The following is a 21,290-nucleotide window of genomic DNA, read 5'->3' as shown; positions in this document are numbered from 1 at the left end:
TCTCCGCCCAGTCCTCCACGTTCAGCACCCTCCTACCTCAGAGGGGGTCAACTTTCGGAAGACTCCTGGGGGTCAGTTTTCACGAAGCGACGACAACTGCCTAGAACTGCGTTACACGACCTGGATCGCCCGGCGACCGCCAGCACGCTCTTCGGCATGAGAGTGCGAGGCGTCGATGGAATACTCCGGTGGTGAACGATTTTCCGGCGGACGTGGAGGCGCACTGCCGCCGTCTGGCGGGGCAACGTCACTGGCCGCCGGAGACGGAGGCGGCGTTCCGGGCGACCGTCGCGTGGTACCGGGCTTTGGACGAGGGCGCCGAACCTCGTCAGTACTTCGAGTATGTCGATCACGAAGGCCGGGTCGACAAGGGAGCTCGCTGGCTGTGGGAGGCCGTGGTCGTCAACGGCGAGACAGTGGCCATCAGACAGATCGAGATGGGTTCGTCCGGGGCCGCTCACTGCTACTGGTGGCGGCACCTGGAGGATGATGTCGGCGGACTCACCGATCAGGCGCTTGACCTCACCGAACCCGGCCTCACCGCAGTGCCCCGCTCTGCGTTCCGTGCGCTGTGGAAGAGCGTGCTGAGCGCATCTCGCTGAGCATGCTCGGCGGCAGAAAGAGTGAGCCCTGCGCGAACACGCATGCAGTATCACCTGGGCCACGTGTTGTCTTGACGGTGTGTCGATTTGGCCGCTCCGGCGCGCCGGAAGGGACAGGCATGGAAGATGACGACGCGGTGACAGAGTTGATGACGGCTCGGCGCTTGTCTTTCGGCGGCCAGGGCTTTGCGGGAAACCTCGATTCGAGCACGGTCGCTTACCTGCACGTGCAACAACTCGGCGTGCACGTGTTGCCACTGCTGGAACGAGTGATCGAGGAAGGGACACCGGCAGGACGCGCCTACGCGGCGACTTTGGTCGGACAGCTGGATGAACAGATGGGCCGTACGGTGTGGGGGCGGCTGATCGACGAACCCGGCCGGATCCGGTACTCCGTGGGCTGTGTGAGTTACGAGTTGTCGCTCGGCGAGTATGCCCGCAGCAGTCTCGAAGGCCACCCGGGAAGGGTGAGCGGCAGGCCGACGGCGCCGGACCTGAGCACCTGGACGATCGACCGGCTCGAACACTATATGGCCACACTGACAGACGGTAGGGAACTCGACCGCGCCCGGTGGGTGGCCCACGAGCACGCCTGTAGGCCGGGCGAGTACGGGGGCGACGTTCGCCGGCGATGGGCCAAGCTGGCCTCAGCCGCCGATGTGGGGCTGCCCGGCGACAATCTCTGGGATTTGGATCGGCGGGCACAGTTGGGCTTCTCTCTGCGTATGTGGATCATCGAACAGTTTGGCCCGGATGGCGATCGGTTCTGGGATACCGATGCTCTGGCGGCCGACACACTCGCGGCGCTCACCCTTGACGCCGACCAAGCCACCGCGATGGCCGCGAATTGGCGAGATCTTCAAAGGGAGCAGATCCGCGACCTTTACCGGCACCGGGATCTGACCTGCCATGTCGACCAGCTCGTTGGCCACCTGCAGGCTGGACTGGTCAGGGAACGCCTGATTGGTTGGGTCGGATTCGGCCGGCACCTCCGGTGAAGCCAGCTGCCGAGCAGCGGGCGAACACGAGCGCGCGTTGCGGCAGCGCGGTCAGCGGCACGAGAGTGCGTTGACGCACAGTGACACGGCTTGCCTGTCTGACCAGTCTCAAACGGCCGACGCCCAGTAGATGTCGGTCCCGCGGGACTCCCAGACGTCGTAGAGCGCTGCGGGGTCGTCATCGTGTTCGCGCACGAAGTCGAACTCGCTGAGGGTGCAGGGGAGCAGGGTGGCGAAACGTAGCGCGGGTTCGCTTCGATCGTCGTGGTAGAGGTCGTACGCCTCGCCGGCGATGGCCGGGAGCCGTGCCTCGGTGTCTTCGGAGATCGCGATCCCGAGCGGGGGACGCGCCAGGAGCTGCTCGAGCAGCGGCACCACTTCCAGGTCCTCTGCCAGCTTGGCGACCACGAAGAGATCGTGGATCTTGCGGCCCAGGAACTCGTCGTACCGTTTCAGATCGGTCTTGTCGACGGCCAGGCGCGCAGCCATCCGGAAGAACCGTTCGAACCGCGCCGACGAACCGAACGGCTCGAATGGATTTTGCGGACGATGTCGCGGTGGCGATCCTCGGTCGCTCGAAGTCGATCACACGGTGGGAGCCGGCTAGCAGGACAAGCCGTCACCGGCCGGCGCCCAGCGGTGCCACGACGAACCTCGTGGGACCGGTGGGGGAGGTCCCGAGATCGTCTGATCGCCTTCAAGCCAGCTTCGACGCCAGCACATCGAGCTGCGCGACGTCGGGCGGCTTCGCGAACAGTTCGTCGGCCCTCTCGCCGAGGGCTTGGCCGACCTTGCCCTGCAGATGGGCTGTGCGGCCGGCGTCGTCGGGAAAGAAGTCCACGATCGCATACGTCGTCGGTCCGAGCTTGACGGCGAACCACGGGTAAGTGGCCGGCTCGTCCTCGACCAGCGAGCGACCGGCGTTGAGGAACTCCTCGACGTCGGCCTCCTTGCCCGGCCGCGCCTCCAGTGTCACCAGCAGTCCCACCGTGACGGACATGTCTACCTCCTGCAGTTCGTTCGATCTCTGCGGAGGTCAGCATCGGGCAGTGTGAGCGGGCGGCGCATCAGCCCGCCAGGCCCGATATCGATCGTGGTTGTTGACCTGTTGGGCCAGGCCTCAGCCGAAGCTGAGGGCTCCCGCCCCGTCGACGCCGGGCACGAGGACAGGGACCGCGAAACGGTAACGGAGGGTTACACCAAGTTCGCCGGGGGCAGGTAGTACGGGTTCTCCGGCAGCACTCCGCACGTCAGCACCTGCGTGTGTCACCAACGTGCCTCAGCCCCGAGGCTCAGCGAGACGACTCCGGCCCAGGTGCGCCTGTGCTACCGGGTTCGGTGTGACGGTGTTGTTCTTGGTTTCCTTGTCAGAGGCCGGGGAGAGACACTCGTCGTCCTTCGGCGGCGGACTGGGCGATCGCGTCCAGGAGCCGGTGGCGTTTGACGGCGTGGGTGAAGTCCGGGGCGGTCGCGGTGCCGTGGGTGAGATCGTTGCGGATCGCCGCGTAGGCGTGCGCCAGGGTGTGCATCGGTGTTCCGGCCAGCTGAGGGTAGTCGTCGTAGCCGTCGGGCAAGGTCAGGTCCGACAGCCCGGCACGACCGCGCGAGCCGCGGACCGTGACGGGGCCGAGGTGCGGGTACCCGGTGGCGGCGGTGACCTCGAGGGTTCCCTCGGTGCCGTCGACGAGAAGGGAGAAGCCAGGTCCCGACAGCGTCCCGCCGCGGTGGTGGGCGGAGAGAACGGCTCCGCCCGGCAACGTGCCCGAGACGGCGATCTGGTCCTCGGCCGTCATCGGGACCGTCCGGCCGGTGCCGCTCAACGGGACGAGCGGTCGCCGGACCGCTGTCGAAGCGACTACGTCCTGCGACTCGCCGACGATCATGGACACCAGGTCGATGGCGTGCCCGAAGGCGATGGTGAGCATCGTGGCCCCGAGTGCGCGCTCGAGCGTGTACCGCATGCGCTCGGAGACGGGGGTGCCCCACTCGACCGATGCCGCCAGCACCGTCGCGGACAGCACCTTTCCCACGTATCCGCCGGCGACGAGGTCGGCCAGCCAGCGGGCGGTGGGTGAGGAACGCCCTTGGAGCCCGATGAAGGTACGCGTCCCGCGGGCGGCTCGGTGCAGTTCTTCGGCCTCGGCCAGATCGACGGCGAACGGCCACTCGCTGAGCACCGGCTCTCCCGCCGCCAGCACGGGCAAGATCAGCTCGCGATGCCTGGGCACCTGGACCGCGACGACCACCAGGTCGACGTTCTCGTCCTCGGCGAGCTGCTGGACCGATGCGTAGCCGGGCACCCCGAACGCGGCGCCGGCCGCGACCGCCGAGGCTTCGGAGCTCGTCGCCAGAGCGGTCAGTTCCAGGCCGTCGACGGCCGAAAGCGCGGGCAGGTGTGCTCCGGACGCCCATCCTCCCGACGCGCTCAGGCCCACGATCCCGACACCGGTCGGCCGTTTTCCGGGCTCTCCCATCGCCTTCCTTCGCTTCAGCTTCGCCGGCTATGACGTGCGGGGGTGCTCACCCGGCCAGGCGAGCAGTGCGGTGGCGGCGATCTCATCGAGTTCGGCGGTCCCCAGGCCGTTCGCGGCCTGGACCGCGATGCCGAAGCCCATCGTCATGACGAACCGGGCGAGACGCCTCGGATCGGCGTCCGGCCCGAGGTCGCCCTCGTCGACCGCCCGCCGGAAGCGCTCCTCGAGCCGCACGCCCGCGTCGTTGCGCCAGTCGACGAGCACATCGTGCGCCGGGCGGCCCTGCTCGCTCAGCGCCAGTGCGCCCTGAACGGACAGGCACCCGGCGGGGGCGCCGGGCGACGTCGTGGTCCGGACGGCTCCGCGAAGGAACGCCTCGGCCACCCCTCGTGCCGTGGGCTCGTGCAGGGCGCGCGTCGCGTAGGAGGCGGGGCCCTCGGCGTAGCGCTTCACTGCCTTGCGGAAGAGCTGCTCCTTGTTGCCGAACGCGGCGTACATGCTCGACTTGGTGATCCCCATGGCACCGGTCAGATCCGTCAGGCTCGTACCGTCGTAGCCCCGAGCCCAGAACACCTGCATGGCGCGCTCCAGCGCCTCGTCGATGTCGAACTCCCTGGGGCGACCGAACGCTGTGCTCCGCGAACCATTCATAGGGGCATCCTCCTCGCAGCAGACTTTAGTACCGAACGGTCCTGATGTGCTAGCGTTCTGTACCGATCGGAACTTAAAGCGGCCGACCTCACGTCAGAAAAGGACATCAGGATGAAAACCACCTCGCTCGGAGGGCTGGAGATCTCCCGCATCGGTCTCGGCGCGATGGGGATGTCGGACTTCTACACCGGAGCCGGCCGGCTGGACGATCAGTCGATCCGCACGATCCGGCACGCCCTGGACCTCGGCGTCACCCACCTCGACACCGCCGAGGTTTACGGCCCCTTCGTCAACGAAGAGCTGGTCGGCCGAGCCATCAAGGGGCGCCGGGACGAAGTCGTGCTGGCCACCAAGTTCGGCCTCGTCTCGCACACCGGGCGCCCCGGCCCGGACAGCAGCCCGGCCGGCATCCGGGTCGCCGTCGAGGGATCGCTGCGGCGCCTGGGCACCGACCACATCGACCTCTACTACCAGCACCGCGTCGATCAGGACACCCCCATCGAGGACACCGTCGGAGCCCTGGCCGAGCTGGTTGCCGAGGGCAAGGTCCGCCACATCGGCCTGTCCGAGGCGGGCACCACGACGATCCGGCGCGCGCACGCCGTGCACCCGCTCGCCGCGGTGCAGTCCGAGTACTCGCTGTGGACCCGCGACCCCGAAGCGGAGGTTCTGCCGGTCCTGCGAGAGCTCGGCGTGGGCCTGGTCCCGTACTCGCCGCTCGGCCACGGGTTCCTCACCGGCAACATCCGCTCCCTGGACGGCCTCGACGCCGACGATTGGCGCCGCACCAACCCGCGATTCACCGGCGGCAACCTCGAATTCAACCTGCGCATCGTCGACGAGGTCACCGCCGTCGCCGCCGAAGCCGGGGCCACCCCCGCACAGGTCGCCCTCGCCTGGCTGCTCGCCCAGGGCGACGACATCGCCCCCATCCCCGGCACCACACGCATCGACCGGCTGGAGGAAAACACCGCCGCCGACGGCATCGAACTCACCGAGGCCCAGGTCGCCCGGCTGAACGACCTGGAGTCGGCCGCCGGTGACCGCTACGACGAAGCCAACATGGCCGCCGTCAACCGCTGACCGACGATCACACTTTCAGGGGAACACATGAGAAAGAAAATGACGGTCCTGACCAGAACAGTCGTCGCCGCCATCACTGTGGCCACCGCTGTCGTGGGGACCGGCCTGGTCTCGGCCGATGCCGCCGTGACCGCAAGGCCGGAGTCGGCTGCCGTGTCGAGCGCCGCCACCCGGACCACCGAACCGTCGCACCGGCCGCCGATCGGTTACCAGTCGAACTACGCGTGGGTGAACGGTTTCCGGATGCACTACCTCCGTGGAGGCAGCGGCTCACCTGTCGTTCTCCTGCACGGTTTTCCGCAGACGTCCGCCGAGTGGGAGCCGCAACTTCAGGCCCTCGCCAAGAACCACACCGTGATCGCTGTCGACCTTCGTGGAACCGGTGACTCCTCGGTTCCGGAGACCGGCTACGACACGACACAATTGGCTGACGACGTCCACACGCTGCTCGCCCACCTCGACCTCGACAAGGGCATCCAGATCGTGGCCCACGACATCGGCGCGTGGATTGCCTACCCGTACGCCGCGATGTGGCCCACCGAGGTCAGCAGGATGGTGGTGATGGAGGGGCCCATCCCCGACCGGTCCCTCTACACGTTTCCCGCGTTCCCTGCCGAGGGTGAGCTTTCGACGTGGCACCTGGGATTCTTCCAGAAGGACTTCGCCCAGGATCTGGTCCGTGGGCACGAGCTCGACCTGGTCAAGGGGTTCATCGAGCAGTACCTGGCCGTGGACGGTGCGTTTGGCGCCGGCGACTACGAGTTCTACGCCCGATACCTTCGCGAGCCCGGCCGGTTCAAGGCGTGGATGGACATGTACCAAGCGCTGCACACCGACATCGCCCAGAACGAGAAGTTCCGTGGGGCGGGGCTGCTGAAGATGCCGGTCCTGGCCGTCGGTGGCGAAAAGGCGTTGAGCGGTGCCGTCGGTACGCAGTGGAAGGGCTACGCCTCGAACGTCGAGACCCGGGTAATGGCCGACACCGGCCACTGGCTCACCGAAGAACGACCGCGGGAGCTCACTGCGCTGCTGCTCGAGTTCCTGCGCTGACGGCTGGAAACGCTGATACCAACCGTCTTCGCTTCGATGAACCGCTGACACCAGCGGCCGAGTGAGTCCCGGTGACCCGACACCGGGACTCACTCACCTCGGCATGACCCCGCGCGTCCGCCCGTGACAGAGTTGCTGCCGTGCCATCCGGGCTGACGCAAGGACACGAGGTTGTGCTCGAGACAAGCCGCCTGCTGCTCCGGCCGTGGCGGTGGCCGAGGCTGTCATCCAGCGCGAGCTTTGGGCCGAACGCGATCCACGGGTGCCGCCGCACCGCCGGATCGACGCCGACGGACACCCCACGGTCGAGGAACTCGAGAAATGGATCCGCACCGACCAGCCATCGTCCCTCGGTTTGCTGGCGGTCGAGCGGAAGGCCGTTGGTGACGTCATCGGCCACTGCGGCCTGGTCAACGGCGGACGAGTGCCTGATGGAGAGCCAGAACTGGCGTTCGAGCTGCTACGCCGGGTCTGGCGTCAGGGATACGCGACGGAAGCCTCATCGGCAGTCCTGGACTGGGCGAGATCGTCCGGCCACCGGCGGCTGTGGGCCACGGTCTGGGACTGGAACACCGCTTCTCGCCGTGTGCTGGCCAAGCTCGGGTTCACCGAGACCGAGCGGACGGAAGTGGATCCGGTCCGCGGGACCACCCTGTTCACCGCGAGATGGCTCTGACACGGGCCCTCGCCATTTGTCGCCGACCCGGTGAGCGAGCCCGGCCGGGAGGGGCCGCGCGCTGCTGGTCACTGCGGCTCGCCGAACCAGTGGCCGAGCGCCGGTTCGAGGTCGTCCGGGTTGCCTGCCCAGCACACGTAGCCGTCCGGCCGGATGAGCATCGGTTCGGCGTCAGCGCCCTGACCCGCGCGGTTCACGCGGTCCGGCCAGAGGGCGGCGACCTTGGCGAACCGGTCGGCCGGGTCGATCAGGACGCCGCGTCCGCGCCGCAGCAGCTCGTGCGACCGGATGGGGCCGAGCGCCAGGTCCGGCGCGGGCAGGCCGACCAGCGGCTCGCCCTCGGTGCCCGGCATGGGGTAGCGGATGCCCATCCCGGACAACGTGTCGTCGAGGTGGTACTGCACCGCACGCAGTCGCGTCAGGTCCGCGAACAGCTCCTTGGCCGCGGCCAGGTCCGGGTTGCCGGTGCTTTCCTGGTCCATCAGCAGGCTCTGCGCCTGAACGTTGCGCAGCACGGCGGCCGCGACGGGGTGGCGTTCGGTGTGGTAGGTGTCGAGCAGGTGTTCCGGGGCCCAGCCGTGCACGGCGGCACCGAGTTTCCACCCGAGGTTGAGCGCGTCCTGGATCCCGGTGTTCATGCCCTGCGCGCCGATCGGGAGGTGGACGTGCGCGGCGTCGCCGGCCAGGAACACCCGCCCGTGCCGGTACCGGGCGGCCTGCCGGGCCGCGTTGGTGATGCGGCGGGCGTAACGCAGTTCGAGCAGTTCCACCCGGGAGCCGAAGACCGCACGCAGCCCCTCGCGGATCTCGTCTTCGGTGACGGGGACCTCGCGGGGCAGCGACCGGCCGGGTCCGCCCAGCGAGAGCCGGCGCAGCGGCCTGCCCTGCGGATCGGTGCCGAGCGGGAACACCGCCGCCCAGTGCCCGGCTTCGCTGCGGGCGTGCGTCATCGCCTGGACGTCGCCGCCCAGCCGCACGTCGGCGGCGACGGTGGTCACCGTGCCCGGCCTGCCGGGGAACTCGGCCCCCAGCAACGACCGCACCGTGCTGCGGCCGCCGTCGGCGGCGACCAGGTACCGGGAGCGGAGAACACCGCCGCCGGCGAACGTCGCGGTGACGCCGTTCTCGTCCTGGGTGAGGCCGGTCAGCTCGTGGTCGCGCCGGACGCGGATGCCTTGGGCCGCAAGGTGCTCCTCGAGGAATCCCTCGATCACCACCTGCGGGATGGACCGCCAGGGGTGGCGGTGCCGGCCGCGGGTGAGCGGGAGCGTGATGCCGGCGAAGTGGGCGATGCCGTCCGGGTGGTTCCCGGTGGCCAGCAACGGTTCCAGCAGCCCGCGCTGGTCGAATGCCTCCTGCGTGCGGGATTGCACGCCACCTGCCTTCGACAACGTGCTGCGCTGCGGCAGCTTGTCGACGAGCACGGCCGGCACCCCCGCCAGCCGCAGCTCGTTGGCCAGCGTCAGGCCGGTCGGTCCGGCGCCGACGACGAGCACATCGGTGTCCATGGTTTCTCCCCTGGTCGTGTCGATCGGGACGAGAGCAACGCTCCGCCCACCGACGCTGCCGCGCCAGAAAAGGGATCGAGTCCGTCGATATCCGACGCCAACTAGACTAGGACGGTGGAATCCGACTACGACGAGCTGGATCGCCGGCTCGCGCACGCTCTGCAGGTCAACGGCCGGGCCCCGTTCAGTACGATCGCCGAGGTGCTCGGCGTGTCGGATCGCACCATCGCCCGCCGGTACGCCCGGTTGCGGTCGGCGGGGGCGGTGCGGGTGCTCGGTGGGGTCGACCCGACGGCGCTGGGGGCGGTGCTGTGGTTCCTGCGGGTGCGGTGCGCGCCCGCCGCGTCGGTCCCGGTCGCCGAGGCGCTGGCCCGCCGCCCCGACACGTCCTGGGTGAGCATCACCTCCGGAGGCACGGAGATCACCTGCACGGTCCGCACCGAGAGCGAAGCCGACAGCGAGGCGCTGCTGCTGACCAAGCTTCCCCGCACCCCACGCGTGGAGGGGGTGACCGCCCACTCCGTGCTGCACGCGTACTACGGCGGCCCGGACAGCCTGATCGCCAAGCTCGGCGCGCTGGGCGAAGAGGCGATCGAGCGGCTGCGCCCGCCCCCGGTGCCACACCGACCGGGGCCGGTGCGGCTCGATGACGGCGACCGCAAGCTTCTCGCCGCGCTGGCCACCGACGGCCGGGCCGAGCTGGAGCAGCTCGCCGCGCTGACCGGCTGGTCACCGACGACGGTCCGGCGCCGGATGACCGAGCTGCGCGAACGCGGCGTGCTGTACCTGGACATCGACGTGGACGGAAACCTGTTCGGTGTCGGCCCGCGAACCATGCTCTGGCTCTCGGTCGCCCCCGCACACCTGGAGGAGGCCGGCACGGCACTGGCCGGGCACCCGGAGATCGCGTTCGCCGCCGCCACAACCGGGCCGACGAACCTGTACGCGAGTGTGGTGTGCGCGAACCAGCAGGAGCTGTACCGCTACCTGACCACCCGGGTGGCCGCGCTGCCCGCCATCACCCACATCGAGACCGCACCGGTGATCAAGACCGTCAAGCGGGCCGCCACCCGGACCTGAGGACTCGTCTTCGTCGAGGTCGCGAGGACGTCACCGCCGGCGAGTCAGCCGCCCCAAGCACACATCGAGCGGCGGCCGCCACTTCCGCATCGTCCAACTCACCCGCCCGGCTCGGCATCTTCGATCACCCTCGCTGGACAAGGTCACCTCGCCGACAGCGAGCGGGCACCAGGCCCTGGCCGACGGTGGCGCGAACAGCCGCTCATCGGCATGAGCGTGCGCGGTTACGCGGTCAGGTTGCTGACGGTGAGGGCGGCGATCTTCTTCGCGGCGCCGCAAGGGTCGTGCTGCCAAGGGCCGGCTTCGGACTCGTCAGCGGTGGCGGCGTTGATGTAGACAAGGGTGGTGTCGTCAGCGGCGAGTGCGAGAGTGCAACCGAGCGGGCCCTCGGCCTGCTTACTGGGGACGTTCTCCTCGATGGCGACGATAACCGCGGGGTAGATGGTCTCGACAGTGATCGGCTCCCAGTGATTACCGGTGTCGTGGCCCAATGCATGCTCCTGAAACAGGATGCGCAGGCTGTCACCTCGGTTCGAGGTGCTGACTCTGGCGACGGCACCGAACGTCGTGACGCATCGGTTCCCGTCGCGGCGGCGTTCACCGCCGGCGAAGCCGATGGCGGTGAGCTGCTCGACGGTGACCGCTGCGCACGGATCGGCGCGGAACCGCCCAGCCCCGCTCATCCCGACCCCGGGGATCGGCGGGACTGACACCGACGGCTCTGCCGGAGCCGGGGACCGACCGGGCGAGCAGCCGGCACCCAGGCCTAGACCCAGCACGGCGACGACAATGCAGAGAGTCCGGCGACCTTTCATGAGTGAGTAGCTCCAGGCTTGACCCGCCAGCGACCCGGGTCGTCGATCACCTCGTTGCTGTCCCCAACGTCGGGCAGCCTGGCGAAGGTGGCTTCGATCGTGGTCAACTGGAGGCGGTTACCAATCAGGTTGCCGATGTCGGTCATCAGCCCGCCGAGCAAGGCCAGGCAGTCGTTCCAGAATGTCGCGAACGCCGAGTTGATCGCGTCGGCCACGTCTCTGAACCCGATGATGGCCAGCGGCGGCAGAGCTGCCGATTCCACGACGGCGATACCGATCTTCCCGCCGAGCTGGGCCAGGTTGATCGCGCACTTGCCGATGGTCATGAGCAGCTGCTTGTAGGTGTCGATGATCGTCCCGGCAATCGAGGACATGGTGCTGGTCAGGGTGATCATCGAGCTCTGGTTCTTGTCCAGGGCAGTCACGGCCTTGCCGGCGTAGGCGTTGAACTGGTCGGCGGCGTCGCCGTGCCAGGCCTTCGCCAGGGTCAGCTGGGCGGCGTTGAGCTGTTCAGCCGCTTTGGTCAGGGACGTTTCAGTGGCGAACGTGTCGGCGAGGTGGAGGACCTTGCCGATGTCGCCGGCGATGAAGACACGTAGCTTGTCCAGCAAGGTGATGATGCCGTGTGCACCGATGAATTCGGCCCAGTAGCGGATCTTCGCGTCGGCTTCGGTGGGGTAAGGCATTTCAGCCTGCGGCGGCGTGACCGGTGTCGGAGGGCCGGCCGACCATGACGGGGGAAAGGCGCTCACGGGAGGCCTCCTTCGAGCTTCTTGAGCCGCTCGTACTCGGCGGCGTCCTGCTGTTCGTAGTAGGAGGCAGCGGTCTGCAGAGCGTGAGCCAGTTGGTGCAGTGTCTCTGCGTTCTCGCTCGAGATCCCGCGGATGGTCTCGATGGCCCGGTTGTACTGCTCGACCGTGCCCGCGCCGTTTTTGTTGGGCATGATCATGGTCAGTGTCCCGGGCAGCCCCAGGTCGAACTCGCCGAGCAGTGTCCCGGCCAGGTCCTGCTGGGCGAACGTGGTGACGAGCTCGGCGGCGGTGGTGACGTCGTCGGCGGCTTTGCGCAGCGATTCGGGGTAGACGCGGTAGCCGCGGCCGCTGATGTCTTTGGGGTCGAAGGTCATGCCAGCCCCGTCTCGGCCACCGCGGCGGCGATGGTGTCGGTGCGGCGGCGTTCGGCTTGTGCTTCGGCGTCCTGGATGGCGCGGAGCAGGGTGCGGGACAGGGCGTCGGCGGAGTATTGGTGCAGCTCGGTGCCCTCGAGGGTGACGGCGGTGAGCTCGCCGGCGCCGGAGACGGTGATCGATCCCAGGTCACCGGGTAGCGGTACCTGCAGCGGCTGGTGCTCGGCCTGCAGGGCGGTCTGGGCGACCGCCGCCGCGGCGGCGTCGATCTCGCGCGCCAGGTTGTACAGCTCGTCGTGGTAGTTCACCAGCGCCCCCGCTCTTCGTTCTCGCTGTCGTCGTCGGTCAAGAAATCCAGCTCGGCGAAGTCTTCCTCGGCGACGTCCTCCCGCGGCCGCGGTGCGGCGGCCGAGGGCGTCGCAGCCGGCGGTGGCGAGAAGCCGGAGACCGGCTGGGGCAGGTTCGGCTGCGCCGAGGCGGGTTCGGGCTGCCAGACCTGGTCGTCGTCCAGGACGGCGCGCATCTTCGCGACGGCCGGACCGGAGGCGGCGCGGCGGGCGGCCGTCACGGCCTCCACCACGTCGGGTCCGAGAGCCTCTGGATGCGCTCCGCGCATCACCGCCGCGCTGATCGTCAGATCGATCAGCCGTCCGTGACCGCTGACGACCGCGCTGACCGCACGGTCGCGAGATTGGCCGGTGAACCGGGCCTGCTGGAGCTCGGCGTCCAGCTCACTGGCCTGGCGCCGCATCATCTCGGCGTTGAACACCACGTCGGCATCGCCTCCCCACGCTTCCGACACACACCGCGAGTGTCACTACCTGCAGCGATCACTGACTGTCGCAGTGTGTAGTCAGCCTCGAAGGGAGCGTAGCCGATCGGCTGCTGCGCCGAGTCCCACTTGGTGGTGAGGTGATCAGTGGCACGCTCGGGTCCCGTCCGCGCACGTCGAGGCGGCATTCGATTTGCCGCACCTGGCGGACATGGCATGGCACGACTGTTACGGCCCGCACGAACCGGAAATACCTTCCCAGTCTTTCGCGGATGTGTTGCAACTGGCCGAGGGCGATCTCCGGACTCCCACGTTGCTATGCGTGGTTCGTCTCCAGCGCCAGTACCGTCATGTCCAGAAGTCGTTGGTAGTACTCGCGACCATGGGCATCGAGCCCGGGGATGACCCGATTGAGTCGCTGTTCGCATTCGGTGAGGACGGCCAATCCGCGGTCGTCCACGAGACCTTGTTGTTCCAGCCAGGCGGAGAGACAACCGGCTGCGGTTGCATCAAGCATCACCATGTCGATGCCTTCCACGTCGGCACCCCGCCACCGGCTCGGGAACGGCGCTTTGCGGTGGGCCTCGAAGAGCGTTGTGACTGCTGTCCGCCTATCCGTGAGATCCACCGGCTTCCCTCTCTGCTTTACGCGAAGCAATGGTACGGGCGCACGCTCTTCGGCGTGAGCGGACATCGCAGCGAGCGCGTCATGTGCCGCCTTCCCTGGCGTAGCGGGGTAGGCGCCTGAAATGTGACAAGCTTGCACCGCAGGCCCTTGCCACCCGCGGGCAATCGGCGCCGGGACCCGGGTTGCGATCGATCGACAGTGAGGCAGGCGATGGGCGAAGGCGAATCGGCCAGGCGGAACGGAAAGTACTTCGTCGGCACTTTCGTTCTGTTCCTCATCATCTCGTTCACAGGTGTCACCTTGATCCACCAGCAGGCACTCCGGACGTGGTGGCCTCTCGTGGCCGGTGCGCTGGCCGCCATCGTCGGGCTGGCGTGCCGGCGGCTTCTCGGTGGTCGGAGTGGCGACTGAGCCTGCCGATCAATGCTCTTGGTGGCCGAGCCGTTCGGTGAGGAAGTCCAGGATCTCGTCTCTGGCGCGCAGCGTGGGGTGTCCGTGCTGGTCGACGAGGTGGGCTGTGACGACGCTGTGAGCGCAGCCGACGACGTCACGGAAGAACGGGGGCGGCGCGGGGTTGGCTGTCTCGCCCGGGATGACGCGTCCGTCGAACGCGTCGCCCAGGAGCGCCCGGTAGGCGGCGAATCTCTGGCCGGTGCACCACCTGTCGTTGTCGAAACGGTAGGCGAGGACCTTCAGTCCGTCACGCTCGATGCGCTCGCGCACCATCGCAGCGTCCTCGTCGCTGATCTCCAGCCCGGCGGGGTCGTCCAGTGGCAGCGAGGGATGGTTGACCACGGGCGCGATGACAGCCGGTTCGAGTGTCATCGTGAGCGCGAAGTTGCCGGTGAAGCACAGGCCGATCGCGCCCACACCGGGCCCGCCGCACTCGGCCATCGCGGTCCTGGCCAATCCTCGAAGCCAGACCGTGATCGGGCTGGTGCCGCCACCGGCGAACGCGCGGAACTCGGCCCTGACGCAGGCACGGCGGACGACCTTCTCCCCGTCGGCGACGGTGGGGAACGCGCCGTCGACGCCGAACAGCGACGGCAGGTAGACCGTGAACCCCGCGTCTCGAATCCAGCGCGCCAATCGGACGACGTCCGGGCTGATGCCGGGCATCTCCGGCATCAGCACGACGGCCGGCCCGGACCCGCTGACGTAGACGGTTTTGCTGACGCCCTCGATGTCGACCAGCCGCTTCGAGAAGTCCGTGAGAGCGTCGTCCGGTCGCGGTTCAGTGATCGCCATAGCGGCATCGTCGGGCCCGGGTGGCCGGTCCGGCCAGTGGCGAGATCGCCACATGTCCGGGTAATCTCGCCACCATGGCGGCTCCGCTTCGTGTCGGCGTGCTCGCGTATCCAGGCTGCTTCGCGTCGGAAGTCTTCGGAGTTCCCGACCTCCTCACGATGGCCTCGCACATCGCCGCGGCCAGCGCGACCGGGAATCCGCTGTACGACGTGTCGATCCTGTCGCCGCGGCGGCGCGTGGTTGCGGCCGGCGGCGCGGCGATCACGGTCGTGCCGGTGCGGCAGGTCGATGTCCTTGTCGTGCCTGGGTTCGAGCTGCACCCCGGGCTCGACCTGGACGCGACCCTCACGTCGCTCAGGCCGGAGATCGAAACCATTCGATCCAGTTCGCAAGCGGGAGTCGCGCTGGTTTCGATCTGTGTCGGCGCGTTCCTGCTGGCGGAGGCCGGCCTGCTCGACGGGCGGGAGTCGACGACCTCGTGGCTGTTCGCCGACCGGCTGGCGGACCGGTGCCCCGGTACCGCCGTCAGGCCGGAGAAACTCGTGGTCACCGACCGTGGGGTGACGACGACCGGCGCGTTCAGCGCGATGTACGACTTCGCCCTCGGCCTCATCCGCGAGCACAACGGCAGCCGCGTCGCCCGCGCCACCGCGCGTGTCGCGCTGGTCGACGATGCGCGGTCCAGCCAGGCTCCGTACGTCGACAGGGAACTGTTGCCGGCCACCGGAAGCCAGTTCTCGCAAGGCGTCAAACGCTGGCTGGACCAGAACATGCGCGAGCGCTACGACCTCGGGCTGCTCTCCGCGACGTTCCACGTCAGCACGCGAACGCTCCTGCGGCGGTTCCGCGCCGAGACCGGCCAGACCCCGCTCGGCTACCTGCAGGCGGAGCGGGTGCGCAAGGCGAAACACCTGCTCGAGACCACCGAGCGGACAGTCGCCGGCATCGCCGCCGATGTCGGCTATCGCGATCCTGGGGCGTTCAGCACCATCTTCACTCGCCTGGCGGGGCAACGGCCACAGGACTACCGCGCGACGTTCAAGGCGCACGCCGAACCCTGGTGACCTGACGTTCACGGAAGCGGCCCGGCGCAAGTAGATCGTCGTGGCTACATGTCATCCGGGTCATCCAGTGAGTTCGCCAAGGGGCCGGGATGGGCGACCCCGTCCCCCGTCAACCGTGGCGTTCGCCCGGCCTTCATCGTTGTCTACTCCGTGAACATGGTCAGTGACCGAACTCGGTCGAAGCGCCGGGCGGCCAGGTCTTCGTGGCGGATCAGGAAGCGGCCGACGTGGACCTGGTCCGCCAACTGGAACTGGGCCAGCGGTATCCACTCACTCATCAGCCGGGTCGTCTCCTCCTCCACGAGCCGGTCGCGGTCCGGCACGTCGTGCGCGATCGAGTCCTCCGCCATGCCGTACTCGGCGTTTTCGCCGATGCCCAGCTCCATCGAATAGCCGCCGAGGTAGAGGTCGGCGCCCGTGGTCACCTGCGGCCAGAGCTCGTTGAACAAGGTGCGGAGGTCTTCGAGGTGGGCGGTGTCGCCAACCTGCAGCTGGACGACGTCCGACTCGAACTCGAGGTTCGCGGGTTCGTCGAACCAGCCCGGCATCTCCGGCTGGACCAGAGCGACGAGGTCGGACCGCGGCCGGAGGAAACCCGATTCGAACCAGTCGTCGTCGTGGGGCGGTGGCTGTTCGATCTGTTCGGTGGCGGTGCCGGCCGGAATGTGGACGACCCGGGCGAACTCGTGCTCGTCGTGCGCGTGCAGAGCGTGCTCGTGCGCCAAGAAGAACAGGAGCGACCCGTCCGCCGGGAGCTCGAGGCCGTCGGCCCGTGGCAGCTTCGCGCAGTCGAGCGAGGCGATGAACGGAAGCGGCAACCGGCCCAGGCCGCGGATGTCCGCGTGCGGCCATTCCGTGCCGGCCGGCAGGCGGGGGAGCCCGCCGTTCTGTCCGACCACGCCACCGTGCCGCTCGGCCGAGCCGATGCCGTACCGGTTGGCGTTGCACACCCAGATCGCCACACGGAGAAAGCGGCCGATCCGGTCGGCCGCTTCGGACGGGATGCCGCGCTCGATCGCCGTACTCCGAAGCTGTTCAAGATGGTTCATGGCCGAGCACTCTCGCACATCCGCCGGTGACCATCCGGACCCCGGTTCTGGAAGACTTAGCCGCGTGTGGAGTTCCTGAGAGCGATGTTGCATCGACGCGAAAGCATGTGCGATGAGTTCTTCCCCGGCTGTGACTACCAGCAGCAGATCCGTGAGCTGGCGGACGTGTGCGACAACCTCGTGTCCGGGTTGCGGCCGAATGGTCCACGCCGTCCGCGGGACGTGTTGCAGTTCACCTGGGACAGCCGAAGTCGGCACCAACAGGACTGGATCCGGCATTGCCTCGCCGCACGCGGGGTCCGCGTCGAAGACTTGATCTCGACAGCACCTGGTCGGCGTCGGGTGATGCCCGACTGAGCAGCCCGTGCCGCGTCGGCGTCCGCTCTTCGGCATGCGCGCGCATCCCCGTGAGTCACTGGCCGCCAGCAGGAAAGCGTGCGACAAAAGGTGTCTCTTTGCGACAATGCACCTGTGCGTGCCCTGGCAGCATTCACCGATCCGCCGGTGGTGGCCTGCGCCGACGACGAGAGGCGGTGCCGGCCGTGATCATCGTGCTGAACGGCACCTCCAGCGCCGGCAAGACCACGCTGGGCAAAGCTTTGCAGGACATCTTGCCCACGCCGTACCTGCTGATCGGCATCGACACTGTGGTGTTCGCACTGCCGCGCCGGTATGTCAACGAACTGTGGACGCGGGAGCTGTGCAGGTACGAGTACGACGGCGACCGAATCGTGAAGATCGTGCCGCTGCCCCGGTACCACGCGATGGTGCGTGGTCTGCACGCATCGGTCGCCTCGCTGGCCGGCGCCGGGCTCGATGTGATCATGGATCACTGCCTGGCCGAACCGGCCTGGGCTGAGGACCTCCTGACCACCTTCGCCGGACTGGACGTGCTGCGGGTCGGTGTGACCTGCCCGCTGGCCGTGGTGGAGGAGCGGGAACGGTCCCGGGGCGACCGAACCCTCGGCTGGGCTTCCGCCCACTACGACGTGATCCACCGGTACCTGCCCTACGACCTGACCGTGGACACGTCGCTGGCCGATCCGTCCGGGTGTGCCGAGGCGGTCGCCGCCGAGCTGGCAAGGAGATCCCGTTCGTCGGCCGGACCCACCATCGAATAAGCCGGCTACCGATCTCCCCGTCCTGCCGCGGCGCCGGCCGCGATGGAGACATGAGGAACCAGCCGCGCTGCCGAAGCCAACCACCAGCAGCAGCCCACGCTGGCAGCGAATCGAAACGCACGCTCATCGGCACGAGCGTGCATTGTGGTCGGTGGTGCGGTTGGTTCGGGCGAACTCACTCGGTTGCCGGACTGCCGGTCTCCTCAAGGCTCTTCAGCGCGTGGGCGTGGGCTATGAGGTCGCGCAGGGAGGCCGAGGCGACTCGGCGTGCCCGATCGGATTGCTCGGCCGGCTCGCCGGTCGGCGGACCAGGACGACCACGGCAGTGCGGCGAGCGTGTATTCGACAGTTTCGACAGCCGGTCCAATTCGGCGAATTCGATCACCGGGAGCCTGTCTCGTCGTGCATTGGCAAACTCGGCTTTACGCTGAGTGAGTGGTTGCGGCGAGTGGAGCAGTCTGTCTAGGCCATAGGCTAAAAGAGTGACGCGGATCACTCGCATGGGTGTTGATCGACCCCATTGTGAGCTGACTGTCATTTTCTCTACAGTGTGCCGCGTGACTCTGGGAAATGAGTCACTCACTCCCACCGGGTTCGGTTCACGAACCGCTACTTTCTCTTCAAGGAGCAGGCCTTGCTTGGAACCGCCGTGAGCAGTGGCCGGGGTCGTACTCGCCGCGCCGTGCTCGGGCTCGCCCTCACCGTCGCAGCCGCCACAGCCCTGACCGGCTGCAGCGCGCTCGGCACGGACAACTCGAGCGCCTCGTCGAACGGGGGTGGCCTGGAAAAGACGAAGATCAAGGTCGCCGTCTTGCCCACCGTCGACACCGCCCCTTTGTGGCTCGCTCAGGACAGCGGCTACTTCAAGGATGAGGGCCTCGAGGTCGAAGCCGTCGTGGCCGCGAGTGGTCAGGCGGCGATGACGAAGGCGATTTCCGGCGAGACCGACATCGCGATCTCGAGCTACATGCCTTTCTTCGTCGCGAAGAACACGGGCTCGGCCGACCTGCAGCTCGTCGCGGACGCGACTTCGATCAGCCCGAAGTCCATCGCGATCGTCACGGTGCCGAACTCGCCCGTGAAGACGGTCAACGACCTGGCCAACAAGCGGATCGCGATGACCGCCCGGAACACGGCGAGCGACCTGCTGGTCAAGTCCATCATGAAGGACCACGGCCTCGACATCACCAAGGTGAACTGGGTCCAGATCCCGTTCCCGAACGTCTCCGCCGCGCTGCAGCAGGGCCAGGTCGACGCGGCCTTGCTGCCCGAGCCGTTCATCTCGCAGGCCGCCAAGACCGCCGGCGCGATCCCGCTGATCGACGTCAACACCGGCGCCACGCAGGACTTCCCGCTTTCGGGCTACGGCGCGAACAAGAAGTGGGTGCAGGCGAACCCGAAGACCCTCGCCGCCTTCCAGCGCGCGCTGCAGCGGGCCACCAGTGAGACCAACAAGGACCGCTCCAAGATCGAGCCGCTGCTGGTCAAGTACGCCAAGATCGACGAGGACACCGCCAAGCTGCTCAGCCTGCCCAGCTTCGGCGTCAAGCTGGACGCCCGGCGTCTCCAGCGGGTCCCCGACCTGATGCTCCAGATGGGCGCGATCACGTCGTCCGTCGACGCCGCGGGGATGATCGCCCCGCAGGCGACCAGCTGACGCGGCGAAACGCTCCTCGACCGGGCCGGTCCGGTCGGCTTCCCCTCACTCCGAGAGGTTGCCGACCAGACCGGCCCGGTCGGTTTTCCCTTCTAGTACAACGACTTCTCCGACGACTTGACGCGGATGTGCACCAGCGTCGGGCGGTTGTCGGCCAAGGCCGCGGTCAACGCCGGGACCAGGCCGGCCGGCTCGCTGATCGTCACGCCCTGGCAGCCCATGCTCGACGCCAGCGCCGCGAAGTCGATGCCGCCCAGCTCGGTACCGGGGAGCTTGCCGCCGCCGATCGAGTCGCCGAAGATGCGGACCGCCGCGTACTCCGTGTTGTCGAGGATCAGGATGGTGACCGGGAGCTCCTGGCGCGCGGCCGTCCACAAAGCCTGGATGCCGTACATGCTGGACCCGTCGCCGACGACGCCGACGACCTTGCGGTCCGGGCGGGCGAGCGCCGCGCCGACCGCGCCCGGGACGCCGTAGCCCAGTGTGCCGCTGGCGACCGTCAGGAAACCCGTGTCAGTCGCCTTGATCGGCAGGAGGTCGTGCAGGACGCCGCGGTGGCTGGGTGCCTCTTCGACGACGATCGCGTTGTCCGGCAACAGGTCCGCGAGCGTCGCGTAGACGAACCCGCCGGTGAGCGTCTCCCCGCTCGGCTTCGCGGGCCGCTTCAGCGGCGCCGGCGCGGGCCGCTCACTCTCACCGACCGTGTTCAGCAGGGCGCGGACGCCGAGCTTCGGCGTGGCGCGGATGCCGGTGCCTTCGAAGGCCCGGGCGAGGAGCTGCTCGTCGTCGCTGACGATGAACAGCGGCGGCAGCGGCGCCTCCCCGCGTCCGCGGTCGACGTGGTAGGTGAAGGCGGGTGCCCCGAGCACGAGGACGAGGTCGTGCCCGGCGAGCTTGTCCGAGACGGCGCCGCGTTCAGGCTCGAGAAAGCCTTGGAACAGCGCGTGGTTCTCCGGGAAGGAGCAGCGCGACGACATCGGCGCGACGTACACGCCGGCCTTGAGGCGTTCGGCGAGCGCGACGGTTTCCGCGACCGCGGCGTCCTGGTCGACCGCGCTCCCGACGACGATCGCCGGACTCTCACTCGTTTCGAGGGCGGCGACGAGTTCGTCGATCGCCTCGGGATCCGGGGCGAACCCGCGGATGCGCGGACGGCTGATGATCGGGCGCTCGGTGGTCGCCGTCCAGTCGTCGGCCGGCACGGACACGAAGACCGGCCCGGACGGCGCCTGGGTCGCGACGTGGTAGGCCCTGGCCAGCGCGGCGGGAACGTCCTCGGCGGTGGCGGGTTCGATGGACCACTTGACGTAGGGCTTGGGGAAGTCAGGCGCGTCGATGGCGCCGAGGAAGGGGTCGTGGGGGAGGAGGTTCCGCGTCTGCTGCCCGGCGACGATGATCAGGGGCGTCCGGTTGCGGTAGGCGGTGTAGAGGCTGCCGAGGCCGTGTCCGACACCGCCGGCGGAGTGCAGGTTGACCAGCACAGCCGCGCGGGTGGCTTGCGAGTAGGCGTCGGCCATCGCGACGACGGCGGACTCCTGCAGGCCGAGGACGTAGTCGAAGTCGTCCGGCCAGTCGGTGAGGAAGGGGACTTCGGTGGTGCCGGGGTTGCCGAAAACCGTGGTGAGGCCTAGTTCGCGGAGGAGCTCGCGGGTGGCGTCCAAGACCGTGCGCTTGTTCATGACGTCAGA

General features: G+C 68.3%; 23 protein-coding genes and 1 pseudogene. 10 read left to right on the top strand and 14 right to left on the bottom strand.

Features of this window, described 5'->3' with window-relative positions:
- Positions 1-191: 191 nt before the first annotated feature.
- Together ACZ7OH_RS42620 and ACZ7OH_RS42615 are read left to right on the top strand one after the other, a co-directional pair.
- The gene (locus ACZ7OH_RS42620; protein ID WP_470286115.1) at positions 192-602 is read left to right on the top strand and encodes a hypothetical protein; all 411 of its coding nucleotides are present in this window, start codon (positions 192-194) and stop codon (positions 600-602) included.
- A gap of 119 nt (positions 603-721) precedes the next feature.
- Complete coding sequence (locus ACZ7OH_RS42615) at positions 722-1,600, top strand: hypothetical protein (RefSeq protein ID WP_470286114.1); 879 nt, start codon at positions 722-724, stop codon at positions 1,598-1,600.
- Between the two features lie 108 nt (positions 1,601-1,708).
- Here ACZ7OH_RS42615 and ACZ7OH_RS42610 read toward each other — a convergent pair.
- From ACZ7OH_RS42610 to ACZ7OH_RS42595, 4 genes and pseudogenes are all read right to left on the bottom strand, one after another.
- Positions 1,709-2,095: pseudogene (locus ACZ7OH_RS42610) on the bottom strand (DUF1931 family protein); the annotation flags it as partial.
- Positions 2,096-2,297: 202 nt separating this feature from the next.
- Positions 2,298-2,600 carry a putative quinol monooxygenase gene (locus ACZ7OH_RS42605; RefSeq protein ID WP_470286113.1) on the bottom strand — a complete coding sequence of 101 codons (303 nt, stop codon included), beginning with the start codon at positions 2,598-2,600 and terminating at the stop codon, positions 2,298-2,300.
- 367 nt (positions 2,601-2,967) lie between these two features.
- Positions 2,968-4,074 (bottom strand): Gfo/Idh/MocA family protein, encoded by a 1,107-nt coding sequence (locus ACZ7OH_RS42600; RefSeq protein ID WP_470286112.1) that lies wholly within the window; start codon positions 4,072-4,074, stop codon positions 2,968-2,970.
- A 27-nt stretch (positions 4,075-4,101) separates the two neighbouring features.
- Positions 4,102-4,725, bottom strand: a complete 624-nt coding sequence (locus ACZ7OH_RS42595) for a TetR/AcrR family transcriptional regulator (protein WP_470286111.1) — start codon at positions 4,723-4,725, stop codon at positions 4,102-4,104.
- 111 nt (positions 4,726-4,836) lie between these two features.
- Here ACZ7OH_RS42595 and ACZ7OH_RS42590 point away from each other — a divergent pair, with 111 nt between their 5' ends.
- From ACZ7OH_RS42590 to ACZ7OH_RS42580, 3 genes are all read left to right on the top strand, one after another.
- Entirely contained in the window at positions 4,837-5,808 is a 972-nt protein-coding gene (locus tag ACZ7OH_RS42590) for an aldo/keto reductase (protein ID WP_470286110.1), read from the top strand.
- Between the two features lie 27 nt (positions 5,809-5,835).
- Positions 5,836-6,858 carry an alpha/beta fold hydrolase gene (locus ACZ7OH_RS42585; protein WP_470286109.1) on the top strand — a complete coding sequence of 341 codons (1,023 nt, stop codon included), beginning with the start codon at positions 5,836-5,838 and terminating at the stop codon, positions 6,856-6,858.
- A 205-nt stretch (positions 6,859-7,063) separates the two neighbouring features.
- Complete coding sequence (locus ACZ7OH_RS42580; RefSeq protein ID WP_470286108.1) at positions 7,064-7,534, top strand: GNAT family N-acetyltransferase; 471 nt, start codon at positions 7,064-7,066, stop codon at positions 7,532-7,534.
- 68 nt (positions 7,535-7,602) lie between these two features.
- Here the strand turns inward: ACZ7OH_RS42580 and ACZ7OH_RS42575 are convergent, their stop codons facing one another.
- Positions 7,603-9,042 (bottom strand): FAD-dependent monooxygenase, encoded by a 1,440-nt coding sequence (locus ACZ7OH_RS42575; RefSeq protein ID WP_470286107.1) that lies wholly within the window; start codon positions 9,040-9,042, stop codon positions 7,603-7,605.
- A 114-nt stretch (positions 9,043-9,156) separates the two neighbouring features.
- On the opposite strand from ACZ7OH_RS42575, the gene ACZ7OH_RS42570 reads away from it, so the two are divergent.
- Positions 9,157-10,122, top strand: coding sequence for an Lrp/AsnC family transcriptional regulator (locus ACZ7OH_RS42570; RefSeq protein WP_470286106.1), 966 nt, complete (start codon positions 9,157-9,159; stop codon positions 10,120-10,122).
- 224 nt (positions 10,123-10,346) lie between these two features.
- On the opposite strand, the gene ACZ7OH_RS42565 is transcribed toward ACZ7OH_RS42570, so the two are convergent.
- The 6 genes from ACZ7OH_RS42565 to ACZ7OH_RS42540 form a co-directional block, all read right to left on the bottom strand.
- Positions 10,347-10,937 (bottom strand): DUF3558 family protein, encoded by a 591-nt coding sequence (locus ACZ7OH_RS42565; RefSeq protein WP_470286105.1) that lies wholly within the window; start codon positions 10,935-10,937, stop codon positions 10,347-10,349.
- Entirely contained in the window at positions 10,934-11,689 is a 756-nt protein-coding gene (locus ACZ7OH_RS42560) for a WXG100 family type VII secretion target (protein ID WP_470286104.1), read from the bottom strand. Before ACZ7OH_RS42560 ends, ACZ7OH_RS42565 begins: the two co-directional genes overlap by 4 nt.
- Positions 11,686-12,063 carry a hypothetical protein gene (locus ACZ7OH_RS42555; protein ID WP_470286103.1) on the bottom strand — a complete coding sequence of 126 codons (378 nt, stop codon included), beginning with the start codon at positions 12,061-12,063 and terminating at the stop codon, positions 11,686-11,688. The genes ACZ7OH_RS42560 and ACZ7OH_RS42555 overlap by 4 nt, the downstream gene beginning before the upstream one ends.
- A complete protein-coding gene (locus ACZ7OH_RS42550) occupies positions 12,060-12,371 on the bottom strand; it encodes a hypothetical protein (RefSeq protein WP_470286102.1) in 312 nt (103 codons plus the stop codon). Before ACZ7OH_RS42550 ends, ACZ7OH_RS42555 begins: the two co-directional genes overlap by 4 nt.
- Entirely contained in the window at positions 12,368-12,865 is a 498-nt protein-coding gene (locus ACZ7OH_RS42545; RefSeq protein ID WP_470286101.1) for a YbaB/EbfC family nucleoid-associated protein, read from the bottom strand. The genes ACZ7OH_RS42550 and ACZ7OH_RS42545 overlap by 4 nt, the downstream gene beginning before the upstream one ends.
- Before the next feature lie 286 nt (positions 12,866-13,151).
- Positions 13,152-13,373 (bottom strand): hypothetical protein, encoded by a 222-nt coding sequence (locus ACZ7OH_RS42540; RefSeq protein WP_470286100.1) that lies wholly within the window; start codon positions 13,371-13,373, stop codon positions 13,152-13,154.
- A 300-nt stretch (positions 13,374-13,673) separates the two neighbouring features.
- Between ACZ7OH_RS42540 and ACZ7OH_RS42535 the strand changes: the two genes are divergently transcribed.
- Positions 13,674-13,874, top strand: coding sequence for a hypothetical protein (locus ACZ7OH_RS42535; protein WP_470286099.1), 201 nt, complete (start codon positions 13,674-13,676; stop codon positions 13,872-13,874).
- Positions 13,875-13,883: 9 nt separating this feature from the next.
- On the opposite strand, the gene ACZ7OH_RS42530 is transcribed toward ACZ7OH_RS42535, so the two are convergent.
- Positions 13,884-14,711, bottom strand: a complete 828-nt coding sequence (locus ACZ7OH_RS42530) for a dienelactone hydrolase family protein (RefSeq protein WP_470286098.1) — start codon at positions 14,709-14,711, stop codon at positions 13,884-13,886.
- A gap of 20 nt (positions 14,712-14,731) precedes the next feature.
- Between ACZ7OH_RS42530 and ACZ7OH_RS42525 the strand changes: the two genes are divergently transcribed.
- The gene (locus tag ACZ7OH_RS42525; RefSeq protein WP_470286097.1) at positions 14,732-15,775 is read left to right on the top strand and encodes a GlxA family transcriptional regulator; all 1,044 of its coding nucleotides are present in this window, start codon (positions 14,732-14,734) and stop codon (positions 15,773-15,775) included.
- Between the two features lie 143 nt (positions 15,776-15,918).
- Here the strand turns inward: ACZ7OH_RS42525 and ACZ7OH_RS42520 are convergent, their stop codons facing one another.
- On the bottom strand, positions 15,919-16,824 hold the full coding sequence (locus tag ACZ7OH_RS42520; protein WP_470286096.1) for a DUF1963 domain-containing protein: 906 nt from the start codon (positions 16,822-16,824) through the stop codon (positions 15,919-15,921).
- A 542-nt stretch (positions 16,825-17,366) separates the two neighbouring features.
- On the opposite strand from ACZ7OH_RS42520, the gene ACZ7OH_RS42515 reads away from it, so the two are divergent.
- Together ACZ7OH_RS42515 and ACZ7OH_RS42510 are read left to right on the top strand one after the other, a co-directional pair.
- Positions 17,367-17,945 carry a chloramphenicol phosphotransferase CPT family protein gene (locus ACZ7OH_RS42515; protein ID WP_470286095.1) on the top strand — a complete coding sequence of 193 codons (579 nt, stop codon included), beginning with the start codon at positions 17,367-17,369 and terminating at the stop codon, positions 17,943-17,945.
- 649 nt (positions 17,946-18,594) lie between these two features.
- Positions 18,595-19,602 carry an ABC transporter substrate-binding protein gene (locus tag ACZ7OH_RS42510; RefSeq protein ID WP_470286094.1) on the top strand — a complete coding sequence of 336 codons (1,008 nt, stop codon included), beginning with the start codon at positions 18,595-18,597 and terminating at the stop codon, positions 19,600-19,602.
- A gap of 92 nt (positions 19,603-19,694) precedes the next feature.
- Here the strand turns inward: ACZ7OH_RS42510 and mdlC are convergent, their stop codons facing one another.
- The gene (gene mdlC, locus ACZ7OH_RS42505) at positions 19,695-21,281 is read right to left on the bottom strand and encodes a benzoylformate decarboxylase (protein WP_470286093.1); all 1,587 of its coding nucleotides are present in this window, start codon (positions 21,279-21,281) and stop codon (positions 19,695-19,697) included.
- Between the last annotated feature and the right edge of the window lie 9 nt (positions 21,282-21,290).

Source organism: Amycolatopsis sp. NPDC114478, from assembly GCF_055633805.1.
This window is presented reverse-complemented; position numbering and strand designations above follow the sequence as displayed.

Excerpts from the sequence above, each read along its gene's own strand:
- ACZ7OH_RS42615 (WP_470286114.1), top strand. The coding sequence starts at position 722 with ATGGAAGATGACGACGCGGTGACAGAGTTGATGACGGCTCGGCGCTTG.
- ACZ7OH_RS42605 (WP_470286113.1), bottom strand. The coding sequence starts at position 2,600 with ATGTCCGTCACGGTGGGACTGCTGGTGACACTGGAGGCGCGGCCGGGC.
- ACZ7OH_RS42600 (WP_470286112.1), bottom strand. The coding sequence starts at position 4,074 with ATGGGAGAGCCCGGAAAACGGCCGACCGGTGTCGGGATCGTGGGCCTG.
- ACZ7OH_RS42595 (WP_470286111.1), bottom strand. The coding sequence starts at position 4,725 with ATGAATGGTTCGCGGAGCACAGCGTTCGGTCGCCCCAGGGAGTTCGAC.
- ACZ7OH_RS42590 (WP_470286110.1), top strand. The coding sequence starts at position 4,837 with ATGAAAACCACCTCGCTCGGAGGGCTGGAGATCTCCCGCATCGGTCTC.
- ACZ7OH_RS42585 (WP_470286109.1), top strand. The coding sequence starts at position 5,836 with ATGAGAAAGAAAATGACGGTCCTGACCAGAACAGTCGTCGCCGCCATC.
- ACZ7OH_RS42575 (WP_470286107.1), bottom strand. The coding sequence starts at position 9,042 with ATGGACACCGATGTGCTCGTCGTCGGCGCCGGACCGACCGGCCTGACG.
- ACZ7OH_RS42565 (WP_470286105.1), bottom strand. The coding sequence starts at position 10,937 with ATGAAAGGTCGCCGGACTCTCTGCATTGTCGTCGCCGTGCTGGGTCTA.
- ACZ7OH_RS42555 (WP_470286103.1), bottom strand. The coding sequence starts at position 12,063 with ATGACCTTCGACCCCAAAGACATCAGCGGCCGCGGCTACCGCGTCTAC.
- ACZ7OH_RS42535 (WP_470286099.1), top strand. The coding sequence starts at position 13,674 with ATGGGCGAAGGCGAATCGGCCAGGCGGAACGGAAAGTACTTCGTCGGC.
- ACZ7OH_RS42530 (WP_470286098.1), bottom strand. The coding sequence starts at position 14,711 with ATGGCGATCACTGAACCGCGACCGGACGACGCTCTCACGGACTTCTCG.
- ACZ7OH_RS42520 (WP_470286096.1), bottom strand. The coding sequence starts at position 16,824 with ATGAACCATCTTGAACAGCTTCGGAGTACGGCGATCGAGCGCGGCATC.
- mdlC (WP_470286093.1), bottom strand. The coding sequence starts at position 21,281 with ATGAACAAGCGCACGGTCTTGGACGCCACCCGCGAGCTCCTCCGCGAA.